30 protein-coding genes are annotated in these 19,461 nt (G+C 62.1%); 18 read left to right on the top strand and 12 right to left on the bottom strand.

Translation table 11 applies throughout. The annotated features are described in order from the left end of the window. Positions 1 to 16: 16 nt before the first annotated feature. Both LU682_RS22435 and csrA read left to right on the top strand, forming a co-directional pair. Positions 17 to 826, top strand: coding sequence for an SDR family oxidoreductase (locus LU682_RS22435; RefSeq protein ID WP_010952788.1), 810 nt, complete (start codon positions 17 to 19; stop codon positions 824 to 826). Positions 827 to 946: 120 nt separating this feature from the next. Then, positions 947 to 1,126, top strand: coding sequence for a carbon storage regulator CsrA (gene csrA, locus LU682_RS22430; RefSeq protein ID WP_004575804.1), 180 nt, complete (start codon positions 947 to 949; stop codon positions 1,124 to 1,126). A 14-nt stretch (positions 1,127 to 1,140) separates the two neighbouring features. Here csrA and LU682_RS22425 read toward each other — a convergent pair whose 3' ends face one another. From LU682_RS22425 to LU682_RS22370, 12 genes are all read right to left on the bottom strand, one after another. Continuing rightward, positions 1,141 to 1,368: a YheU family protein gene (locus LU682_RS22425; protein ID WP_004575803.1), complete on the bottom strand. Its 228-nt coding sequence runs from the start codon at positions 1,366 to 1,368 to the stop codon at positions 1,141 to 1,143. An 83-nt stretch (positions 1,369 to 1,451) separates the two neighbouring features. Then, positions 1,452 to 2,636 (bottom strand): osmoprotectant NAGGN system M42 family peptidase, encoded by a 1,185-nt coding sequence (locus LU682_RS22420; protein ID WP_010952789.1) that lies wholly within the window; start codon positions 2,634 to 2,636, stop codon positions 1,452 to 1,454. A gap of 169 nt (positions 2,637 to 2,805) precedes the next feature. Beyond that, positions 2,806 to 4,551, bottom strand: a complete 1,746-nt coding sequence (ngg, locus tag LU682_RS22415) for an N-acetylglutaminylglutamine synthetase (RefSeq protein WP_003252632.1) — start codon at positions 4,549 to 4,551, stop codon at positions 2,806 to 2,808. A 3-nt stretch (positions 4,552 to 4,554) separates the two neighbouring features. Further along, a complete protein-coding gene (locus tag LU682_RS22410) occupies positions 4,555 to 6,342 on the bottom strand; it encodes an N-acetylglutaminylglutamine amidotransferase (RefSeq protein ID WP_232914904.1) in 1,788 nt (595 codons plus the stop codon). 36 nt (positions 6,343 to 6,378) lie between these two features. Next, a complete protein-coding gene (locus LU682_RS22405; protein WP_232867282.1) occupies positions 6,379 to 7,569 on the bottom strand; it encodes a site-specific integrase in 1,191 nt (396 codons plus the stop codon). A 187-nt stretch (positions 7,570 to 7,756) separates the two neighbouring features. Continuing rightward, positions 7,757 to 8,446 carry an ead/Ea22-like family protein gene (locus LU682_RS22400; RefSeq protein ID WP_232867283.1) on the bottom strand — a complete coding sequence of 230 codons (690 nt, stop codon included), beginning with the start codon at positions 8,444 to 8,446 and terminating at the stop codon, positions 7,757 to 7,759. Beyond that, a complete protein-coding gene (locus tag LU682_RS22395) occupies positions 8,443 to 8,976 on the bottom strand; it encodes a hypothetical protein (RefSeq protein ID WP_232867284.1) in 534 nt (177 codons plus the stop codon). The genes LU682_RS22400 and LU682_RS22395 overlap by 4 nt, the downstream gene beginning before the upstream one ends. After that, positions 8,973 to 9,707, bottom strand: coding sequence for a hypothetical protein (locus tag LU682_RS22390; protein WP_232867285.1), 735 nt, complete (start codon positions 9,705 to 9,707; stop codon positions 8,973 to 8,975). Before LU682_RS22390 ends, LU682_RS22395 begins: the two co-directional genes overlap by 4 nt. Beyond that, on the bottom strand, positions 9,704 to 9,847 hold the full coding sequence (locus tag LU682_RS22385; RefSeq protein WP_232867286.1) for a hypothetical protein: 144 nt from the start codon (positions 9,845 to 9,847) through the stop codon (positions 9,704 to 9,706). The genes LU682_RS22390 and LU682_RS22385 overlap by 4 nt, the downstream gene beginning before the upstream one ends. After that, positions 9,844 to 10,257: a carbon storage regulator gene (locus LU682_RS22380; protein WP_232867287.1), complete on the bottom strand. Its 414-nt coding sequence runs from the start codon at positions 10,255 to 10,257 to the stop codon at positions 9,844 to 9,846. The genes LU682_RS22385 and LU682_RS22380 overlap by 4 nt, the downstream gene beginning before the upstream one ends. Before the next feature lie 90 nt (positions 10,258 to 10,347). Further along, a complete protein-coding gene (locus tag LU682_RS22375) occupies positions 10,348 to 10,746 on the bottom strand; it encodes a LuxR C-terminal-related transcriptional regulator (protein ID WP_232867288.1) in 399 nt (132 codons plus the stop codon). Positions 10,747 to 10,881: 135 nt separating this feature from the next. Then, complete coding sequence (locus tag LU682_RS22370; protein WP_232867289.1) at positions 10,882 to 11,622, bottom strand: S24 family peptidase; 741 nt, start codon at positions 11,620 to 11,622, stop codon at positions 10,882 to 10,884. Positions 11,623 to 11,735: 113 nt separating this feature from the next. Between LU682_RS22370 and LU682_RS22365 the strand changes: the two genes are divergently transcribed. From LU682_RS22365 to LU682_RS22290, 16 genes are all read left to right on the top strand, one after another. Next, positions 11,736 to 12,038 carry a Cro/CI family transcriptional regulator gene (locus LU682_RS22365; RefSeq protein WP_232867290.1) on the top strand — a complete coding sequence of 101 codons (303 nt, stop codon included), beginning with the start codon at positions 11,736 to 11,738 and terminating at the stop codon, positions 12,036 to 12,038. Positions 12,039 to 12,172: 134 nt separating this feature from the next. Next, on the top strand, positions 12,173 to 12,490 hold the full coding sequence (locus tag LU682_RS22360) for a hypothetical protein (protein ID WP_232867291.1): 318 nt from the start codon (positions 12,173 to 12,175) through the stop codon (positions 12,488 to 12,490). After that, a complete protein-coding gene (locus LU682_RS22355; RefSeq protein WP_232867292.1) occupies positions 12,487 to 12,792 on the top strand; it encodes a hypothetical protein in 306 nt (101 codons plus the stop codon). Before LU682_RS22360 ends, LU682_RS22355 begins: the two co-directional genes overlap by 4 nt. Continuing rightward, the gene (locus LU682_RS22350; RefSeq protein WP_232867293.1) at positions 12,789 to 13,025 is read left to right on the top strand and encodes a hypothetical protein; all 237 of its coding nucleotides are present in this window, start codon (positions 12,789 to 12,791) and stop codon (positions 13,023 to 13,025) included. Before LU682_RS22355 ends, LU682_RS22350 begins: the two co-directional genes overlap by 4 nt. Continuing rightward, positions 13,022 to 13,312, top strand: coding sequence for a hypothetical protein (locus tag LU682_RS22345; RefSeq protein WP_232867294.1), 291 nt, complete (start codon positions 13,022 to 13,024; stop codon positions 13,310 to 13,312). Before LU682_RS22350 ends, LU682_RS22345 begins: the two co-directional genes overlap by 4 nt. After that, positions 13,309 to 14,133 (top strand): ORF6N domain-containing protein, encoded by an 825-nt coding sequence (locus tag LU682_RS22340; RefSeq protein ID WP_232867295.1) that lies wholly within the window; start codon positions 13,309 to 13,311, stop codon positions 14,131 to 14,133. Before LU682_RS22345 ends, LU682_RS22340 begins: the two co-directional genes overlap by 4 nt. Then, entirely contained in the window at positions 14,130 to 14,429 is a 300-nt protein-coding gene (locus LU682_RS22335; protein ID WP_232867296.1) for a hypothetical protein, read from the top strand. Before LU682_RS22340 ends, LU682_RS22335 begins: the two co-directional genes overlap by 4 nt. Next, entirely contained in the window at positions 14,426 to 15,019 is a 594-nt protein-coding gene (locus tag LU682_RS22330; RefSeq protein ID WP_232867297.1) for a hypothetical protein, read from the top strand. The genes LU682_RS22335 and LU682_RS22330 overlap by 4 nt, the downstream gene beginning before the upstream one ends. After that, positions 15,016 to 15,246 carry a hypothetical protein gene (locus LU682_RS22325; RefSeq protein WP_232867298.1) on the top strand — a complete coding sequence of 77 codons (231 nt, stop codon included), beginning with the start codon at positions 15,016 to 15,018 and terminating at the stop codon, positions 15,244 to 15,246. The genes LU682_RS22330 and LU682_RS22325 overlap by 4 nt, the downstream gene beginning before the upstream one ends. Then, on the top strand, positions 15,243 to 15,590 hold the full coding sequence (locus LU682_RS22320; protein WP_232885718.1) for a helix-turn-helix domain-containing protein: 348 nt from the start codon (positions 15,243 to 15,245) through the stop codon (positions 15,588 to 15,590). The genes LU682_RS22325 and LU682_RS22320 overlap by 4 nt, the downstream gene beginning before the upstream one ends. A 65-nt stretch (positions 15,591 to 15,655) precedes the next feature. After that, complete coding sequence (locus LU682_RS22315) at positions 15,656 to 16,003, top strand: phage replication initiator YdaU family protein (protein WP_232894294.1); 348 nt, start codon at positions 15,656 to 15,658, stop codon at positions 16,001 to 16,003. Then, the gene (locus LU682_RS22310) at positions 16,000 to 16,779 is read left to right on the top strand and encodes an ATP-binding protein (RefSeq protein WP_232867300.1); all 780 of its coding nucleotides are present in this window, start codon (positions 16,000 to 16,002) and stop codon (positions 16,777 to 16,779) included. Before LU682_RS22315 ends, LU682_RS22310 begins: the two co-directional genes overlap by 4 nt. Next, on the top strand, positions 16,776 to 18,185 hold the full coding sequence (locus LU682_RS22305) for a replicative DNA helicase (RefSeq protein WP_232867301.1): 1,410 nt from the start codon (positions 16,776 to 16,778) through the stop codon (positions 18,183 to 18,185). Before LU682_RS22310 ends, LU682_RS22305 begins: the two co-directional genes overlap by 4 nt. After that, the gene (locus tag LU682_RS22300; RefSeq protein ID WP_182408840.1) at positions 18,172 to 18,684 is read left to right on the top strand and encodes a hypothetical protein; all 513 of its coding nucleotides are present in this window, start codon (positions 18,172 to 18,174) and stop codon (positions 18,682 to 18,684) included. Before LU682_RS22305 ends, LU682_RS22300 begins: the two co-directional genes overlap by 14 nt. Further along, positions 18,681 to 18,968, top strand: a complete 288-nt coding sequence (locus LU682_RS22295) for a hypothetical protein (RefSeq protein WP_110678119.1) — start codon at positions 18,681 to 18,683, stop codon at positions 18,966 to 18,968. The genes LU682_RS22300 and LU682_RS22295 overlap by 4 nt, the downstream gene beginning before the upstream one ends. Further along, on the top strand, positions 18,965 to 19,354 hold the full coding sequence (locus LU682_RS22290) for an antiterminator Q family protein (RefSeq protein ID WP_064314520.1): 390 nt from the start codon (positions 18,965 to 18,967) through the stop codon (positions 19,352 to 19,354). The genes LU682_RS22295 and LU682_RS22290 overlap by 4 nt, the downstream gene beginning before the upstream one ends. The last annotated feature ends 107 nt before the right edge of the window (positions 19,355 to 19,461 follow it).

Genomic DNA, 19,461 nt, shown 5'->3' with positions numbered 1-19,461 from the left:
AACAAGGCCTGCGACCATGCAAAAACGCATCATGATCACCGGCGCCGGGTCTGGCCTCGGCCGCGAGATCGCCCAGCGCTGGGCCCGTGAGGGCTGGCGCCTGGCATTGGCCGATGTCAACGAAGCCGGACTGCGCGAAACGCTGGAGCAGGTTCGCCAGGCCGGTGGCGACGGCTTCGTCCAGCGCTGCGATGTGCGCGACTATAGCCAGCTGACGGCCCTGGCCCAGGCCTGCGAAGCGAAGTTCGGTGGGGTCGATGTGATCGTCAACAACGCCGGCGTCGCTTCGGGCGGGCTCTTCGCCGAACTGACGCTGGAGGACTGGGACTGGCAGATCGCGGTCAATCTGATGGGCGTGGTCAAGGGCTGCAAGGCCTTCCTGCCGCTGCTGGAGCGCAGCAAGGGGCGCATTATCAATGTCGCCTCGATGGCCGCACTGATGCAGGGCCCGGGCATGAGCAACTACAACGTGGCCAAGGCCGGTGTGCTGGCCTTGTCGGAAAGCCTGCTGGTGGAGTTGCGTCAGGTGGAGGTGGCGGTGCACGTGGTGTGCCCGTCGTTCTTCCAGACCAACCTGCTGGACTCGTTCCGCGGGCCGAACCCGGCGATGAAGGCGCAGGTGGGCAAGCTGCTCGAAGGTTCGCCGATCAGTGCGGCGGACATTGCCGACTATATCCATCAGCAGGTCGCTGCAGGCGAGTTCCTCATCCTGCCTCATGAGGCAGGACGCCAGGCCTGGCAACTGAAACGCCAGGCCCCTGAGCGGCTGTATGACGAGATGGCCGAAATGGCGGTGAAAATGCGGGCAAAAGCCCCGTCGCGATGATTGGTCTGTAGGAGTAGTTACTCAAAAGTGTAAGAGGCTTCTGAATCGCAGTGGAACTATTGAGTAGCTGAATGCCTACGGGGCAGGCTCCGGTTTTCCCTTTCGCAGGAGGATCGGAACATGCTGGTAATAGGGCGCGAAGTAGGGGAGGTCATCGTGATTGGCGATGACATCCGGATCATGGTGGTAGAGACCCGGGACGGCGTGGTGCGCTTTGGTGTGGCTGCTCCGCGTGAGGTGCCGGTGCATCGAGCCGAAGTTTACAAGCGCATCAAGGCGTCCAAGCAGAGCAAGGCCTGAAGAGGCCTGGCCTGCTATTCGAGCAGCTCGCGGGGCACATCATGCTTGGCCAGCAACTGGCATTGCTGGCTTTCCAGGTCGAACAGGATGAAAGCCTGGCCTTTGGCCAATGCCTGGCGTACCCGTAGCACGCGGGTTTCCAGCGGGGTGTCGTCGCCGTTGTCAGTGCCGTCGCGGGTGACGAAGTCCTCAATCAGGCGGGTCAGGGTTTCGGCTTGCAATTGGTCGTAGGGGATCAGCATGGTCGGGCGGTGTCTGAAATAGGTATGGGCATGCTACGCGAAACATTCGAGGTGTTGGGGCCGCTTTGCAGCCCCAAGGGCGTTTAGCCTTTGTTTCCGACCAGGCTGTCCACGGCCGGTACCCGCGTGTCGCTTTCCATCTGCGCATCGTGCTCCAGCTGGTGGCTGAAGCGCTCAAGTGACGTATTGGCCGGCTGCGAATCGCTGGCAAATACGGGCGGGCTCAGCAGGTAGGCTGACAACAACCGGCTCAGCGCTGCCAGGCTGTCGATATGGGTGCGCTCGTAACCATGGGTGGCATCGCAACCGAACGCCACCAGCGCGGTACGAATATCGTGCCCGGCAGTCACCGCCGAATGGGCATCGCTGAAGTAATAGCGGAACAGGTCGCGCCGCACCGGCAAGTCATGGTCGCCGGCCAGTTTCAGCAGGTGCCGGGACAGGTGGTAGTCGTAAGGCCCCGACGAGTCCTGCATGGCCACACTGACCGCATGCTCGCTGGAAGCCTGCCCGGGCGCCACCGGGGCGATGTCGATGCCGACGAACTCGCTGACGTCCCAGGGCAGGGCGCCGGCTGCACCCGAGCCGGTCTCCTCGGTGATGGTGAACAGCGGGTGGCAGTCGATCAGCGGCTGGCGGCCGCTTTCCACCACAGCCTTCAGTGCCGCCAGCAATGCCGCTACGCCAGCCTTGTCGTCCAGGTGACGGGCGCTGATGTGGCCGCTTTCGGTGAACTCGGGCAATGGGTCGAAGGCCACGAAATCACCAATGCTCACGCCCAGTGCCTCACAGTCAGCGCGCGTGGCGCAGTAGGCATCCAGGCGCACTTCCACGTGGTCCCAGCTGATCGGCATCTGGTCGATCGCCGTGTTGAATGCATGCCCGCTGGCCATCAGCGGCAGCACGCTGCCACGGAATACCCCGGTATCGGTAAACACGCTAACCCGGCTGCCCTCGGCAAAACGGCTGGACCAGCAGCCGACGGGCGCCAGGGCCAGGCGGCCATTGTCCTGCAATTGGCGCACGCTGGCGCCGATGGTATCCAGGTGGGCAGAGACGGCGCGGTCGGGGGTGGCCTGCCGGCCTTTGAGGGTGGCGCGAATGGTGCCGCGGCGGGTCAGCTCGAAGGGGATGCCCAGTTCGTCAAGGCGTTCGGCCACGTAGCGCACGATGGTGTCGGTGAAGCCGGTGGGGCTGGGGATGGCGAGCATTTCCAGCAGCACGCGTTTGAGATAGTCGAGATCGGGTTCGGGGAGTCGTTCGGACATGTCCAGGCCTCCGGTCGGGTTAAAATTTTGCAGTCTTGTGGGAGCGGCCTTGTGTCGCGAAAGGGCCGCAAAGCGGCCCCGGCAATATCGGCAGCGAAGCTGAGACCCTAGGGGCGCTTCGCACCCCATTCGCGACACAAGGCCGCTCCCACAAAAAGCCGAGCAGTTGTCAGGCCAACGGCCGGCTATGGGGAAACAGCAGGTCGATAAAACGCTCGGCGGTGGGCTGCGGTTCATGGTTGGCCAGGCCAGCACGTTCGTTGGCCTCGATGATCACGTACTCCGGCTGCCCGGCATCACGCACCATGAAGTCCAGCCCCACCACCGGAATTTCCAGTGCCCGTGCCGCGCGCACGGCAGCATCGGCCAGCACCGGGTGCAGGCGTTCGGTGACGTCCTCCAGGGTGCCGCCGGTGTGCAGGTTGGCCGTGCGCCGCACGGCCAGGCGCTGGCCGGCCGGCAACACGTCGTCATAGCCAACGCCCGCTGCGCGCAAGGTGCGCTCGGTTTCGTCGTCCAGCGGAATGCGGCTCTCGCCACCGGTGGCAGCCTGGCGTCGACGGCTCTGCGCTTCGATCAACTGGCGCACGCTGTGCTTACCGTCGCCCAGCACCTGCGCTGGGTGGCGGATGGCCGCGGCCACCACCTCGTAGCCGATCACCACGATGCGCAGGTCGAACCCGGCATGAAAGCTTTCCAGCAGCACGCGGCTGTCGAACTGGCGGGCATGCGCCACGGCACGGGTGATGTCGTCGATGCAGGTCAGGTTCACCGCCACGCCCTGGCCTTGCTCGCCATCGACCGGTTTGACCACCACCGCGCCATGCTCTTCCAGAAACGCCAGGTTGTCATCGGCATTGCCCGCCAGCTGTTGCGCGGGCACCTGCAGCCCAGCGTTGTGCAGGGCATGCTGGGTCAGGCGTTTGTCCTGGCACAGGGTCATGGTCACGGCACTGGTCAGGTCGCTGAGCGATTCCCGGCAGCGAATGCGCCGCCCGCCCAGGCTCAGGGTGAACAGGCCGCCAGCGGCGTCGTCCACCTGCACTTCGATGCCCCGGCGCAGGGCCTCGTCGACGATGATGCGTGCGTAGGGGTTGAGGTCGGCTTGCGGGCCAGGCCCGAGGAACAGCTGCTCGTTGATACCGTTCTTGCGCTTGACTGCGAAGGTGGGCAGGTTGCGAAAACCCAGTTTCTGGTACAGGCGCTTGGCCTGGCGGTTGTCGTGCAGCACCGACAGGTCCAGGTAGGCCAGGCCACGGCTCATGAAGTGTTCGATCAGGTGGCGCACCAGCACTTCACCCACGCCGGGGCGGGTGCAGTGTGGGTCCACCGCCAGGCACCACAGGCTGCTGCCATGCTCGGGGTCATCGAACGCCTTGGTGTGGTTCAGGCCCATGACGCTGCCGATAATCGCGCCGCTGTCTTCGTCCTCTGCCAGCCAATACACCGGGCCACCCAAGTGCCGGGGGGTAAGCAGCTCGGCGTCGACGGGGAGCATCCCGCGCGCCTGGTACAGCGTGTTGATCGCCTGCCAGTCGGCGGGGTTCTGTGCCCGCCGCACGCGGAAGCCGCGAAATACCCGCTGCGCCGGGCGGTAGTCGGTGAACCACAGGCGCAGGGTGTCGGACGGGTCGAGGAACAGCTGCTGAGGGGCCTGTGCCAACACCTGCTGCGGTGCGGCCACGTACAGGGCGATGTCGCGTTCGCCCGGGTGCTCGTCGAGCAGATCCTCGGCCAGGGAAGCCGGGTCGGGGTAGGTGTGGCCTATCAACAGCCGGCCCCAGCCGCAGTGCACGGCACGCGGCTGGTCGTGTGGCTGGCTGCCGTCGCCGGCCAGGCGCGCCTGCAGGCGCTCGTAGGACGGCGCCTGGCCGCGCAGCAGGCGCTGACCATAAGCGATTTCATGGGCTTTCATCGGTCAGATTCCTTGTTCGCTCAGCCACAGGTTCAGCGCCGCCAGTTGCCACAGCTTGGAACCGCGCAGTGGCGTCAGCTGGCCGTGCGGGTTGCTCAGCAGGCGGTCGAGCATGGTCGGGTTGAACAACCCTCGGTCCTGGCTGGGGTCGGTCAACAGTTCGCGTACCCAGCCCAGGGTGGCACCTTCCAGATGCTTCAGGCCCGGTACCGGGAAGTAACCCTTCTTGCGGTCGATCACCTCATGCGGGATCACCCGTCGCGCCGCCTGCTTGAGCACCTGCTTGCCGCCGTCGGGCAGCTTGAAGCGGGCGGGAATGCGTGCCGACAGTTCCACCAGGCGGTAATCGAGGAACGGCGTACGCGCCTCCAGGCCCCAGGCCATGGTCATGTTGTCCACCCGCTTGACCGGGTCGTCGACCAGCATCACGGTGCTGTCCAGGCGCAGCGCCTTGTCCACGGCAGCCGGTGCGCCGGGGCGCGCGAAGTGTTCGCGCACGAAGTCGCCGGCAGCGTCGGTTTCCAGCAGCCAGGGGGCCTGCACGGTGTCGCGGTATTCGGCGTGGCTGCGGTCGAAGAACGCCTCACGGTAGGCCGCATAGGCGTCGTCGGCGCCGTCCACCTGCGGGTACCAGTGGTAACCGGCGAACAGCTCATCGGCACCCTGGCCGCTCTGTACGCCCTTGCAGTGCTTGGCCACTTCCCGCGACAGCAGGTAGAAGGCGATGCAGTCGTGGCTGACCATCGGCTCGCTCATGGCGCGGAAGGCGGCCGGCAGTTGGTCGATGATTTCGTGTTCGGCAATGCGCAACTGGTGGTGACGGGTGCCGTAGTGTTTGGCGATCAGGTCCGAATACTGGAACTCGTCGCCGCGCTCGCCGCCGGCATCTTCAAAGCCGATGGAGAAGGTCGACAGGTCGTCAACGCCCACTTCGCGCAGCAAGCCGACCAGCAGGCTGGAATCGACGCCGCCGGACAGCAACACACCCACATCGACGGCTGCCCGTTGGCGGATGGCTACGGCGTCGCGGGTGGCGTCGAGCACGCGGGTGGTCCAGCCTTCCAGGTCCAGTTCACGCTCGTCGGGGTGGGGGCCGTAGTGCAGTTGCCACCAGACCTGGCGTTCCACTTCGCCATGGCGGTCGATGCGCATCCAGGTGCCGGGCTCCAGCTTCTGCACGTTGGCCAGCAGGGTGCGCGGTGCCGGTACCACGGCGTGGAAATTCAGGTAGTGGTTGAGGGCCACCGGGTCGAGCATCGGGTCGATGTCGCCGCCCTTGAGCAGTGCCGGCAGGGTCGAGGCAAAGCGCAGGCGCTCGCCGTTGCGTGACAGGTACAGGGGTTTGACGCCCAGGCGGTCGCGGGCCAGGAACAGGCGCTGGTTGTCGCGCTCCCAGATGGCCAGGGCAAACATGCCGTTGAGCTTGGGCAGCAGCGCCGCGCCCCAGGCGTGGTAGCCCTTGAGCAGCACCTCGGTGTCGCCGTCGGACCAGAAGCTGTAGCCCAGCGCCTGCAGTTCCTCGCGCAGTTCGGGGAAGTTGTAGATGGCACCGTTGAAGGCCAGCGACAGGCCCAGCGTATTGTCGACCATCGGCTGCGCCGAGCCGTCCGACAGGTCCTTGATCTTCAGGCGCCGATGGCCCAGGGCGATCGGGCCCTGGCTATGGAAGCCCCAGGCATCCGGGCCTCGCGGGGCCAGGTGATGGGTAATGCGCTCTACCGCAGCCAGGTCGGCTGGGCGAGGGGCTTGGTCGATGGGGGTGAAACGTAACTCTCCTGCTAATCCGCACATGTAACGTAAACCCTTTGAGTTTCGGCACTCATGGCGTTACTGGCTTTTAGCTCGTACCATTTTTGTACCACTTTCCAGCGATTTCAGCTTATCAAGCTCAGCCCAGTCATTCGGCGAGTTGATCCACTTCGCGTATGTCGAAAGCAGCACCTGCACGCTATGCCCGAGCTGCGCGGCGATGAATGCCGGGTTCATGCCGGCCATCAGGCACATGGTCGCGTACGTGTGGCGCGTGTCATACATCCTGCGGCGTCTAATTCCAAGCTTCCGCAGTGCTGCAAGCCAGTAGCGTTTTTGACTCGTCTCGGAGCGTATGTACATCTCCGAGCGGTCACCTGTCCCACTGGGCGCGAACACATAATCTGAACGGGCCTCGGTGAGCGGTCTGGCTTTTTCGAGTGCATGCATGGCGCGATCGTTCAATAAAACTTGCCGGGTGCGCTTCGTTTTGGTGCGATCTTGGATCACGCCGCGGATCTGGATTCGGCACACGTTGGCAGTCTTCCCGCGCCTGTCGATCTCGCTCCAGCGCAGAGCCATCACCTCGCCAGGCCGCATACCGGTGTAGAAACAGAACTCGAAATACGCCGCGTAAATCGCCGTCAAACCGCTCGTCGTTTCGTACAGATGGGCAATGATCGAATCCGCTTCCTCTTTGGTGAAAGGGTCGACCTCACGCTTCGGCACTTTGGCGCCCGGGATAGACAGGGCCGGGTTTCGAACGATCAACTCGTCTGTCACCGCCTGCTGGAAGATCGACACCAGCAGGCCGACCACGCCCTTGCGGCGTACCGGGGAAGTCCACTTGATGTCGTTCATTATCTTGCGCAGGAGCACTGACGTGATGGTATCGATCGGCTTCTCGGCCAGGTACGGAACCCAATACACCTGCAGGGCAGAGCGATAGTTCTTCCGAGTACCCTCCACGATTTGCAAGCTGTTGAGCCAGTCCTGCGCGTAATCAAAGAAGATCGGGGTAGTTTGCTCCTGCACCACCACGCTGCGCGTATTGGGAAACAGCTCGGCGTACTTCTCTGCCGTCAGAGCGCCGAGCTTGTCCAGCCCCTTTACTTGAGCACGTAGACTCGCTGCTGCTGCGATCCCTTTCGGGGTCTGAGGGAGGGGGAGCGTCTCGCAGCACCGCTTCTTGTTCCAGGTGAAGCGAATTCGGATTGAGCGCCCGACAAGCTCGACTCCGGCCGGCAGGTCCATAGGCTTTCGATCCATTCGTCATATCTCCTTTTGCTGTACATGATCCTGCCGTTGATCTTCATCCACACCCAGTTGGGGATGATGCCTTTCTCACGCTTGCGCTGAAGCGCCTTCGCTGTACACCCCACCAACTCGCCCATCCGTTTCTCGGTGACCTTGTCGTGCACATGGTCCTCGGGCAGATTCTCTGCTGCTGCCATCTCTATTCCTCCTGACGCGTCAGATTTTGGTTGTCACGCCGACCTGTCGCGTCAGCTAAGAGCCGGTCGCACTGCTCCACGATCTGATCCAGCAGTTGCTGGCGCTCTGGTCGATACCCGGCCATGCTCTGGCGGTGCTGATCTGCCTCGACAAGAGCGCTGTCACGCAGGCTCTCGAACAGATCAAGGTCGACCATCACCTTGCCGGCAGACTTCTTGCGCAGAGCTTCGAGCTCGACCTTCAGCAGGTCTCGGTCGTTGCGGAGGAACATCTGGCCAGCCAGCGCGTCTTGAGCTGCGCAGCGGTGCTTTTCGCTCTCCGCCTTGAGCTGATCCTGCTTGACGATCGCGGCAAGAAACTCAGTGGCCGCCCTGCCAACAGCTTCATTGACTGCCATTTCGCCAGCCACGCCAGCCAAGTGGATCCGCGCCTGCAACTCCTCAATCTCCGCCAGCAGGGCGAGGACATTGGCCGGATTGGCGCCGGCGATGAAAGCCGCATTGGCGCGGCACTCTTCATCCGTTTTAACCCGGCAGTTGGCGAAGGCCTCCGCGATCATCCCGCTGTTCTCATGCGCCACGTAGGCGTACAGGAGGTGGCCGTGTTCATTGATGTGCTCGCCCTCCGTGACCCACTGGCCAGGTGTGGCGCGTTGGGCCAGCGCCTTCAGCTGTGCTTTATCGACGCTCATGACCGCTCTCCCATAGCTTGCTTCATCAGCGCGTACGTTTTCGGTGCGCGGCTACCCTTGCACCAGTCCAGGCCGACCTCATCAAGGAAGCACTGGCTGATTTCCTCCCAGTGGCGGGCCAGTCCTGCCCAATCCTTCCCGTGGCAGGCCATCTCGCCCATACGGGGCTTCCACTCAGGGATCAACTCAAGGAGCTTGATGCAGCGGTTCAGGTCGTCTGGATCGAGCGGATAGTCGAAGTAGCCATTCTTCGGCGTCAGTCCCAGCATGTGGTCGTGTATGGCCCGAGACGACATGCCCACCTCGCCGTTACGCATCCAGGCGGCGGCGCGCTGCTCAACGGGTGTATCGCCACCAGGTATTGACGTGTCGTAGCCAAGAGCGCACCCGGCAGCCTCAAGTGCCTTGGTGCAAGCCTGCTCCAGCTTCTTTTGACCCTTGATCTTCCCGTGCATGTAGTCATTCAAGACCGGCGTGATGGCGTCCAGCTGGCGCTGGTTCAGCTTGTAGCCCTGCAATACGATGCTCATGCCCGACCTCCCGCCAGCGCCGCCAGCTCAGCCACCAGGGCCTCGGTCCGCCCGTAGAACTTGCCCGCGTCCTCATTCACGAACCGCTCGAGCACGGTGGCCACCGCTTGCTGGTTGGCTAGGCCGCGCAGGTCCGTCTCGCTGATCGGCGTGTCGGTCGATGGCGCGTGCACGTATGCGTCCTGGCTGATCAGTAGCGTACGCACCGGCCGGATGCCCTTGCACTTGCTTACCCAGTTCGTATCAGGCACGCACCAGGGCAGCATATGCAGGCACCAAGCAGTCGCTGCGTTCGCCTTCTGGCTGCTGGTCCAGTACTCGCTAAGGCCGAACGCCTGGGCCGCGCCCCTGACCGTGTACGACCGGTCGTGACCCCATTCTGGAAGCTGCAAGAGATTGCAGCGCAGCACCTGCAGTTCCTCGATCGACGGGATGTGCCAGCCCCAGGTGCCACGGATGTTCATGTCCAGCACCTTGCGGGCGATGGCGCTGCCCTCGGCGGCCATGGCTAGGGTGTTGGCCATCCCATCGAAGCGCGATGTGGCGCCACGGATGCGCGGGCGTGGGCCTTCTTCCTGCCACCAGTGGGCGGCAACCTCGAACTCCCGGCCTGCATCGATCACAGCGTGTTCGGCACCATCGAAGAACAGCCGCCCGGCGAAGAAGCCGCCGCCAAGGGGCTGGCCGACAGTGGGGAGGTCTGCGGGGTTGATCGAGCGGCGCTTGTTCATGGCAGCCTCCGGAAGTGGTCGGCCAGCACCCGCCGCCCATCCAGGCCGCAAGCGGAAGACAGGTCCAGCACTTGGCCGAATGTGGTTTCGCGCTGCTGCAGGGCGTCCCACAACAGCAGGAGAAGGTCGGCTTGGTTCATTGATGTTGCTCCTGCACCACCTGCGACTCCTGCACCACCTGCTGCTGCATGGCCTGCACGCGCAGGGCGGTATCGATCTCCTGATCCAGCTCTTCGCCGGAGAGCCAGTTATCGCCGCGCACTACCAGCAGGTCTTCGTCAGGATCTTCGATGCGCTCGCGGTCACGCAGCCAGCGGTAACGGCGCGCATCTGCCGCCAGCTTGACGTGCTCGTCGATGCTGAACGCTGGCGCTTCATCGACGGTACCTTCAGCCACGCGGCGGGCGTGGATCTCTTCGCGGTCAACGATCACCCCGCGCGGGGCCTCAATCCCCAGGCGAACCTGACAGCCGTTAACCTGGGCCACGCTGACCCGGATGTTGCCGCCGATGATGACGGCCTTGCCGATGTTCCGGCTGAGCATAAGCATGTGAATCTCCTTATTTCGGGCAAGCCGGTGGCCTGCCGCGTTTGTTGGCTTTCGCAAAAATCAGGGTTGGATCAGGTCAGGCTGGCAGCGTCACGCCACCGCCAGGGCGCACTCCGCGCGCCGGCTTGCTATGCGGGTTTCAATCTTTCGCTCGCCGCTGTTACCGCCACGGCGGATGCGCATTGCATGGTCGTCGCCGATCATTCCGTGGATGGCCATGATCAGCGCCAAAGCAGTAACGGCAGGGCTGATGACGCCGCGCTTGAATGCCTCAGCAACCAGAGCAGCGCGGCGGGTTACGCCCCACTTTGTGCCCAGGGCGATCAGGCGTTTCTTCACTCCGTCTTCGCTGATGCCTAGGGTGCGGGCAGCCTCTTTCCCGGAGGCGCCACCAGCAATAGCCAGCAGGCACTCAAGCTCGCGAGGGGCTGCGCCATGGCCAAGCAGGCCTTGCCAGTTACCGAGGGTTATGGTTGCTGTCGTGGTCATGGTGGCGCTCCTTGCTGCGTGTTGGTGACATTAAAATTAGCTGTGCTTTATTTTTAAGTCAACAGCTCAGCTAATTTATTTTCGAGCAGCGCAAAAAAACCCGCCAGATGGCGGGTTCGTGACGTGCTGATCTGCCTAGATCCTGCTGAGGATCTTGCTTGGTGCCAAAATGTTCCCGACGTAGTGAATCTTGTCTATGTCTGACCAGTCTATGGTTCGGCGTTCGTATGCCGAGTTCACGGACATTACACTGACTCCATCCTCGCTCTCGAAGAGAAGCTCCTTGACCATGCTCTGGCCGTCGGAAGTGGTCACCATCACATACTCCCCTGGAACGAGCCGATGATTAGGCTCGCACACGGCGACCCACCCACTACGGATAGCGGGGGCCATTGAATCGCCCTTCAGTCGCAACGCATAGGCATCCTCATCCCTGGACCAGGTCTCTACCCATCCATCTGAGTTATCCAGGCCAACCCAATAGCCATCATTCCCAAGCTGGGCGGTACCCACGATTTCGATCCTTCGAGGTGCGGTTGTGATTGGCGGACCTGGCTCAACATTGCCAGCGTGAATGGACGGGTAGGTGAGATGCTGAACGCTTTGGGCGAGCCTGGGACTAACATCTTCTGGGGCGAAATCCAGAGCTTTCGATAGCCGCATGAGCGCATCCAGATTCAGAGCAAGCTTGCCAGTCATGTACTGGTTTACAGTGCTCTGTGGGGATTTCCACTCGCACCGCTCCCCTATCTCTGACTGAGTTAGCGTGAGCCCTCTGCTGCGGGCCTCTGATTTTCGCTTGTTGTAGATGTCCTTGAGTCTTGCGCTCTCGGCGATCTCTTCAGGCGTAAGTGGGCGTCTGTGTCTGGTTATCATCTGCAAACCCTATTAGCTGAGCTTATATCTTGCAACCAGCCTTGCTAATCAATGCTTGCGACAAAAATAAAGCGTGGCTAATATTTGGATGAGTTCCTGATCGAGAAGTCATCATGAAAGAAATTAAGCTGGCTGACTTCCTTCGGTGCAAAGGCACCCAGCCGCAGCTCGCCAAGGCCGTTGGCGTTACTCAAAGCGCGATTTCGCAGATGGCTAAATCGTCTCGCGATATCCGTGTCCGTGTTTTCGAGGATGGACGCATCGAGGTCATTGAGTTTCGCATTCTCAACCGTTGCGCAGCTGTCGGCAATGAGGCTCCGCCGACCTTGACGCAAACGATACCCCCAACTGCCAATCTGCGCAGCTCCACTGCGGTGGCTGTGAATTCATCCAGTGCCACGCAGGCCTCCCCATGACGTCCTCGTCATCCCAATTTTTGCTGTCTGGCTGACTTTTCTCCAGGCAACAAAAAACCCGCCGTAGGAAGCGGGTTTCTCTAACCAGTCCACGCCAATGGACTTTTTGAATCTTCGTTCTGTAGGAGGACGAGATGCACCCGAAAAATACCACCACGCCATCACCGGAGCAACTACCACTTTTGCGTCCGATGGATTTTGGCTCGCACGAGTTTGAGGGAGATGCGGTCTTTTCGATCAAAGCCGATGTCGGCTTGATGGAAGGCATTGGCCTAGCTGTAGGGCTCACCGAGGGCATTCACCAGCTCGCCCATCGCCTTGAGCTGGCGGCAAACATGGGGGAGCACATTCGCACGAACGAGCTTCGTGCGCTGGCGTTCCTGGCCGATGCTGCGAACACCCTGAATCGTAGCGCGCAGGTCGCTATCGAAAAATGGGAGATGCAGCCATGACTCGCCTGTCCACGCAAGAGGCGCACTTTTTCTCCTCGGGGGTTAAATATCGGGTCAACGCCGGCACGTCCTGCAACACCGCCATCACCGCGGCAGGCGCGATGCTTTCGAGCGTCAACTGCCTGCTCGGCAACCTCATCGGAGATGGCGCTGACGGCAGCAGCGAGCTCTACGCGATCCGCGTCCTGACCGTCCAGTGCGAGGCCCTGCTCGAAGCGATCGAGATTCCTGTGAGGGATATGGAAGGCCACGCGCCACAAAAACCTACCTCGCCAGATCGTGGCGCGGAGGCATCCCAATGACCACTTCAATCAGCGACCTGGGCGAAAAGGTCATGGCCCGTCTGCGCGTAATCGAGAGCTTCGCCTCCATCCTCATGGAGAACCATGCCTTTAAGGACGACAAGCAACGCGGGTTCGAGCCTCAGCTTGATTTCCATGGTGAATCCGCCATCCACGAAGCGATGTACATGCTGGCCGACCAGGCGCAGGACCAGCTGTTTCAGCTGATGAATGCCGCAGGGGGTGCCCAATGAAGACCCTTCAAAACATTGCTGATGAAGCCTACGACGACCTGATGGTGCTGCGGGAAAAGCTCAACGACTTCAAGACCATGTTCCTGGCCGTGAGCAAATTGCTGCCCGAGCCTGACACTGCAGGTCGCTTGGCCGGTATCGGGGCCATACAAGCCGAGGAGTGGGCGACCAATGCCGAGGAGTGGGCGCGGAAGATGGATGAAAATCTTCGAAGCCTTGAAGCCCAGCAGCACGCCGCGCCACAAAAACCTACAGCTGCAAAACGTGGCGCGGGAGGTGTGGCATGAACCTGATCACCATCCACAACAACCAGCTGCCCGTCGTCGAGTATCGGGGTCAGCGTGTCGTCACCCTGGCGATGATCGACCTGGCGCATGAGAGGCCGGAGGGCACGGCCGGTCGCAATTTCCGCGAGCATCGTGAGCGGCTGATTGCGGGGGAGGACTACTTCCAAGTTGGTTCCGACGAAATTCGTCGGAACAACCCTGGGGCTATTCCCGACAGTCTTCGTCGGAACGACGTTGTTCTGCTCACGGAGCAGGGCTACCTGATGCTGGTCAAGTCGCTGACCGACGACCTTGCCTGGACCGTCCAGCGCCAGCTGGTCAGCAACTACTTCAGGCCGCAGGCATTCCCTGTGCCTCGCACTCGCGCTGACGCTTTACGCCTCGCCGCAGACCTTGAAGAGCAGAACGAGATGCTGGTGCTTGAGAACCAGCAGCAGGCCAAGAAGATCGAGGCGCTGGAGAACCTGTTCATGCCTGGGGAGACGGTTCCGCAGTTCGCCAAGCGCCTCAACGGCGTGAATTCGCAGCTGATGCTGGCGTTCCTGGCCGAGCTGAAGTGGATCTACAACGCCGAGACCGACCCAGACCATTCTCCCAAGTATCGCGTGTACGCCATGGCGCGTGACAAGCACCTGCTCACCGAGAAGCCATACAAAGTCAGCAGCGAGGGCATGACCGGTTTCATCCGCTACGCCCCGGTGATGCTGGAGAAGGGCGCACGGCGCCTGCACGACCTGTACATCGCCGGGAAACTGCCCATGAAGAAGACCTGGGACGGCCAGTTCCATTACGAAAAATTCACTCCGGAGAAGCCCCTGTGACGATCAAATCAACCAAGCAACAAGCGCGTGACCGGATCGTCCAGGCGGCAGTGGATGTGGTCGAGGCCGAGCACCACTTCCGCGAGGCCCGCGCCGAAATCAAGGCCATGTACGAGGTGTATTTCCGCGCCCACGGTCGCCCAGAAGGTGAGTTCCTGCCGCACACCGACGCGTGGGAAGGGGTTCGTCTTTTCACTGCTGCGGCTAATGACCGTCGCGCCAAGGCCCGTCGAGTGCTGAGCAATGCCCAGGCTCGTATGGAGCGTGCTGTGAATGCGCTGGAGCGTGCCCAATGAGCAAGGTGATCGAGTTCGCCCAGGCTCCAGAAGCCGTTGTCATCAACGAAGAGTTCTTCGAGAAGTTCGCCGACGCCGCGTTGTTGATGATGTGCTTTGAAAGCGTTGCCGATGCGGTCGAGGTGGTCGGGGAGGGCGTCAAGATCCACGACCGCGACGAGATCCACGTAAAGCTGATCGAGGTCTGCATGGCTCTCGCCGTTCTGTTCCGGCGCCGCACTGGTCACGACGTGCAGCAGGTATCTGCCGATCATCTCGACGAGGAGCGGCGTTGCCTGTTGGCCGGGGAGGTGGCGCGGTTACTCATCCCCATCAAGGCATCCCCTATCAACCCGCTGCCAGCCAGTGCTTTCGCCAGCCTGTCAGACCACGCGTTGGCACAGGTCAGCTTCAACTACGCCAGCAGGGTCAGCGACCACATCAAGGGCAATTGCCCCACGGTGATTGAGCTCGATCTCGCGCAGACCCACTCGATGGATGCCATGAATGCGCTCAGCGTGCTGATCTCCAGGCTCGCCCCAACGGCGCTGCAAGGCAAACCCGTGAGCGCGGACAAGATAAGCGTGCCTGGCCCGGAGACCCTGCAATGAACAACCCGTCTACCCCCCCCCAGGCGCTCCAGCAGCGCGCTGGTGCAACGATCATCAATGGACCCTGGCCAACCTACACCCAGTTCAAGGGCCTGCCAGAGCGCGAGCGCTGGACGATCTACGAACTGGCGAAGGCTGGTCGCCAGGCGATGGAAGACAACGGCTTCGAGATGGCCGAGAGCTACGACGCCTTCGCGCGCCGCGTTTGTGAGGAGCTGCAACTGTGAGCACCATCCTGATGACCGCCTGCTGGCCGCTTGAAATGAGCGCTGCCCAGAAGTCGGTGCTTATCTCCTTGGCCGACAATGCCAACGATGACGGTGTTTGCTGGCCTTCCATTGCCAGGATCTGCGAGCGCACCTGCCTGAAAGAGCGTGCCGTGCGCAACGCGATCCGTTGGCTGGAAAGCGTCGGCTTGCTGGTGGCGAAAGAGCGTGCCGGGCGGTCGACCTACTACATCGTAACCCCGGCATCTTATGCCCCCGGCATTAAATGCCCCCCTGCACCAGATGCCGGGGACCCCGGCACCACGTGCCCCTCACCCCGGCACCAGATGCCCCCAGAACCGTAATAGAACCCAAAGGTGAACCATCAAAGAACCGTAAGAAGGGAAATGATGGGTTTACGGTCGAGCAGATGCTCGAGTTGGCACCGCCTGACCTGAGCGAGCAAACCGCCCGTGATTACTTCCAGTTCCGGAAGAAGAAAGGGCCTCTGAATCTGACGATCTGGAACAACGTACTGGCTGAGCTTGAAGGCTGTCGGGCGGCAGGGATCAGCCCCGACAAAGCCCTGGCCGAGGCGATGACGGCAGCTTGGCAGGGGTTCAAGACCTCTTGGATTGTCGACCGGCTGAAAAAAGAGGCTTGGGCATCTGGCACCAGAGGCGCAGGCCAATCGAACCACACCGACCTCGACAAGATTGACCACACCGAAGGCCTGGTTCGCCAGCCTGACGGGACCTACCGGGTAGCAAGATCATGACCACTCCACAGATTCTCAAGACCAAGCCGGCCGAGTGCCACGCACACGGCACCTACACTGACGAGCTGATCGAGTCGTTTTCTGGTGACCATTTCTGGAAGGGATGCCCGCGCTGCCAGTTCGACGCTGTCCACTCGACTGACGATGCGATCCGCAAGCCTGCGCTGACCATCCGGCGCGAACGAGCCGTGAATGCCAGCTTGCTGGCCTCTGGTATTCCTCTGCGCTTCCGGGCGTCAACGCTGGATAGCTACCGGACCGACACGCATCGCGAAGGCCAGGCCATCGCGCTGAACAAGTGCCGCGAGTATGTGGACGAGTTTGAAGCCAACTGGGATGCCGGTCGCTCGATGATGCTGCTGGGTGACGTTGGCACCGGGAAGACCCACCTGGCCTGCGCCATTGCTCAGCAGGTGATTCGCTCCTACGGCGCTTCCGCTCGCTACACCATGGCCATCGAGATCATCCGCGATATCAAGATGACCTTCGACAAGAAGTCCGAGCAGACCGAGCGCGATGTGTATTCCTCCTTGCTGGCGCCGGACCTGCTGGTAATCGACGAGGTAGGCGTTCAACACGGCAGCGACTTCGAGCGCCAGGTGCTGTTCGAGGTGATCGACTCCCGGTACCGGCAGCTGATGCCGACCATCGTGATCTCCAACCTGGGTCTAGCCGGCCTGCGCAAGTGCCTGGGGGATCGCGCTGTCGACCGTCTGACCGATGCTGGCGGACCTGCTGTCCTGTTCACCTGGTCCTCGGCGCGAGGTGAAGCATGAGCGAATTGGTAATGGGCTACCCCGAGGCCGAGCACGGCGTCCTGGGCGCGATCATGCTGGCGTCTCTCGATGGCAACGCCGCGCTTGTGGATGACATCGTGAGCCAGATGACCAGTGCCGATTTCCTCTACGACGACCACGCGGCCCTGTTCGATGTGATCCGTGAATGCTTGGATCGCGGCTTGCCGGTCGACGCGGTAACGGTCGGGGACGTGCAGCGAACTTTGCCGAGCGGGCAGGGCACCCTTGCATTCGCCGTGGACCTCTGCCGCAACGTGCCCTCGGTGGCCAACGCGATGGCCTACGCAAAGCAGGTCAAGCAGTGGGCGGTGATCCGTCAGGTGGTCGACCTTGGTCATTCTGCGAAGGCTGCTGTTGCAAGCGGCCTGGTGCCGGACGAGATCATCGCCCAGGCCCAGCAATCCATCGCTGACTTGCGTGACCTGCAGGGCTCCCAGAAGGCCGGGTACAGGCGCATGGCCGAGGTGCTGCCCAAGGTCTTCGACGGCATGCAGGAGGTGCTGGACGATCGAGCGCCGCCGAAGCTGTCCACCGGCCTGGCTGACCTGGACAAGCTGATCGGCTTCCTGCGCCCCAAGAGCATGGTGGTGATCGCCGGCCGCCCTGGCAGTGGCAAAACCATGCTCGGCCTGCAGATCGTCAACCACATCGCTATCCGTGGAGCTGGGGTTGGCCTGATCTTCAGTTTGGAGATGGACGAGAAGGAGCTGACCGTCCGCACCATCGCCTCTCAGGGTGGTATCGACCTGCGTCGCATGGAGGAGGTCAAGAGCCTGGACGAGGACGAGTGGCAGCGAATCGGGACGGCGGGTAGCAAGATCGAGGCCGCCCAGCTGTACCTGAACGACACCCCAGGTATGACCATGAGCGCCATCCGCTCGGAAGCCCGCAAGCTCCAGCGCGAGCAGGGCCTCGACATCCTGATGATCGACTACCTGGGGCTGGTGGGCACCGAAGGCAGGAGTCAGAACCGCGCCGATGCTGTGGCAAAAGTCTCCATCGCCCTGAAGAACCTGGCCAAGGAGCTGAGTGTTCCGGTGCTGGTGCTGGCGCAGCTCAACCGAAACCCGGCGAGCCGCCCCGGCAAGAAACCCCAGGCCAGCGACCTGCGCGACTCCGGCCAGATCGAGCAGGACGCCGACGCGGTGATCCTTGTGCACCACGACCCGGAGTCGGAGGCGGGTGAGCAGGGCGTCACTGAGCTGATCCTCGACAAGGGGCGCCAGGCCCCGCAGGGCTCGTGCCTAGTCCAGCGCCAAGGGCAGTACGCCCGCTTCGTCAACTTCGCCGGCAACCGCCTCCCGCCTGACGACGAGGTCGAGATGGGCCGCGTCGTGAATTTCTCCAAACACCGTAAGGGGAGCAAGCACCATGAAACTTTCTGATCTGTGGCCAGGCCACAAGCCGCCAGCCCGCAATCCTGCAAACCCGGTTGTCTCGGTGACTGTGACCAAGCGAGCCGGCGCCGACCAGCCTGTTGCCACTGGCAATGCCCCGAAACTCGCAGAAGCGCATCCACGGCTTGTGGGGCCCCGCGAGCTGCCGGAAACCCTTGAGGCCTGCGAAGCCCTGCACGAGCAGCTGGTGAGTGACGCAATTCGGCTGGAGCTGGCGCTGAGCCAGGCGCAAGAGGGCGCTGTTCAGGGGCGTCCATACGACCGCAGCTGGTACAACCGAGCAAAGGCTGCGCTCAAGCACATCAACCATGACCGCACCCGCCTGCTGTACCGATGCGGCCAGTTGCGCAAGGAGGCCAAGGCGCACGCCCAGCAGAACATGGACCGGGTCATCCTCGATGTGATCAAGGAGTCGCTGCCCGCCGACCAGTTCTTGGGCTATGTGCGAATTGCCGAGGCCCGTGTGGCCCAAGGAGTCGCTCGATGAGCAACGTAACTGCGGCGCTGCCGCGCAAAAGCCTGACCGCCGTTGAGCGCAAGTTCCTCTCAGTCGGAAACCGCATGCTGCTGGACCTACCCAACGGCCGCCTGGCCTCGGCAGCCTTGATGGATATCGTGACTGACTGGCACGCTGCCCGAGCCAACAAGGGGTTCGAAGAGTTCGCGAAGGACTGGATCATCGAGGGCAACGCCAAGAACAAACACGCCCACAAGCTCCTGTGCGAGCTGTTCGGCCTGGATACCGACCCAACGCCCCGGAGGGCTGCATGAAGAAACGAACCTACGCGGACAAGGCGCTGGGCGATACCGAGTACATGCTCGAGCAGTGGGGCTGGTGGCGAATGTGTGAGATGGGAGTGCCACGTTACGTGTCGCCTCTCTACGCACTCATGCGCGACAACGTTCCCAGTGAAGGTGGCATTCGCCAGCATGTGATCACTGACGACCTTGCGCTGATCATCGACGGCGCTGTGGCCAGGCTGACGAAGCGCAATCAGCAGATGGGGGATTTCGTGTGGGCTTACTACGGATCGAAGCACCCAGCCATGCGTGTTGGGAGGGAAGCGGGCATGTCTGAGCGCAAGGCGCGGGAGATCATCAAGGCCGGCGTTGCATGGATCGACTGCGCCCTCGAAGAAATTCGAGAGGCTGCATAAATAGCTCTATGCGGGCGGATAAACACCTGTTTTCATAGCAGCGTGTCCAGCTTGCAACGTTACGCGACACAGACAAACCCCGGCCATCGTGTCGGGGTTTTGTGTTT

Source organism: Pseudomonas alloputida (assembly GCF_021283545.2).
GTDB classification, from domain to species: Bacteria; Pseudomonadota; Gammaproteobacteria; order Pseudomonadales; family Pseudomonadaceae; genus Aquipseudomonas; species Aquipseudomonas alloputida.
This window is presented reverse-complemented; position numbering and strand designations above follow the sequence as displayed.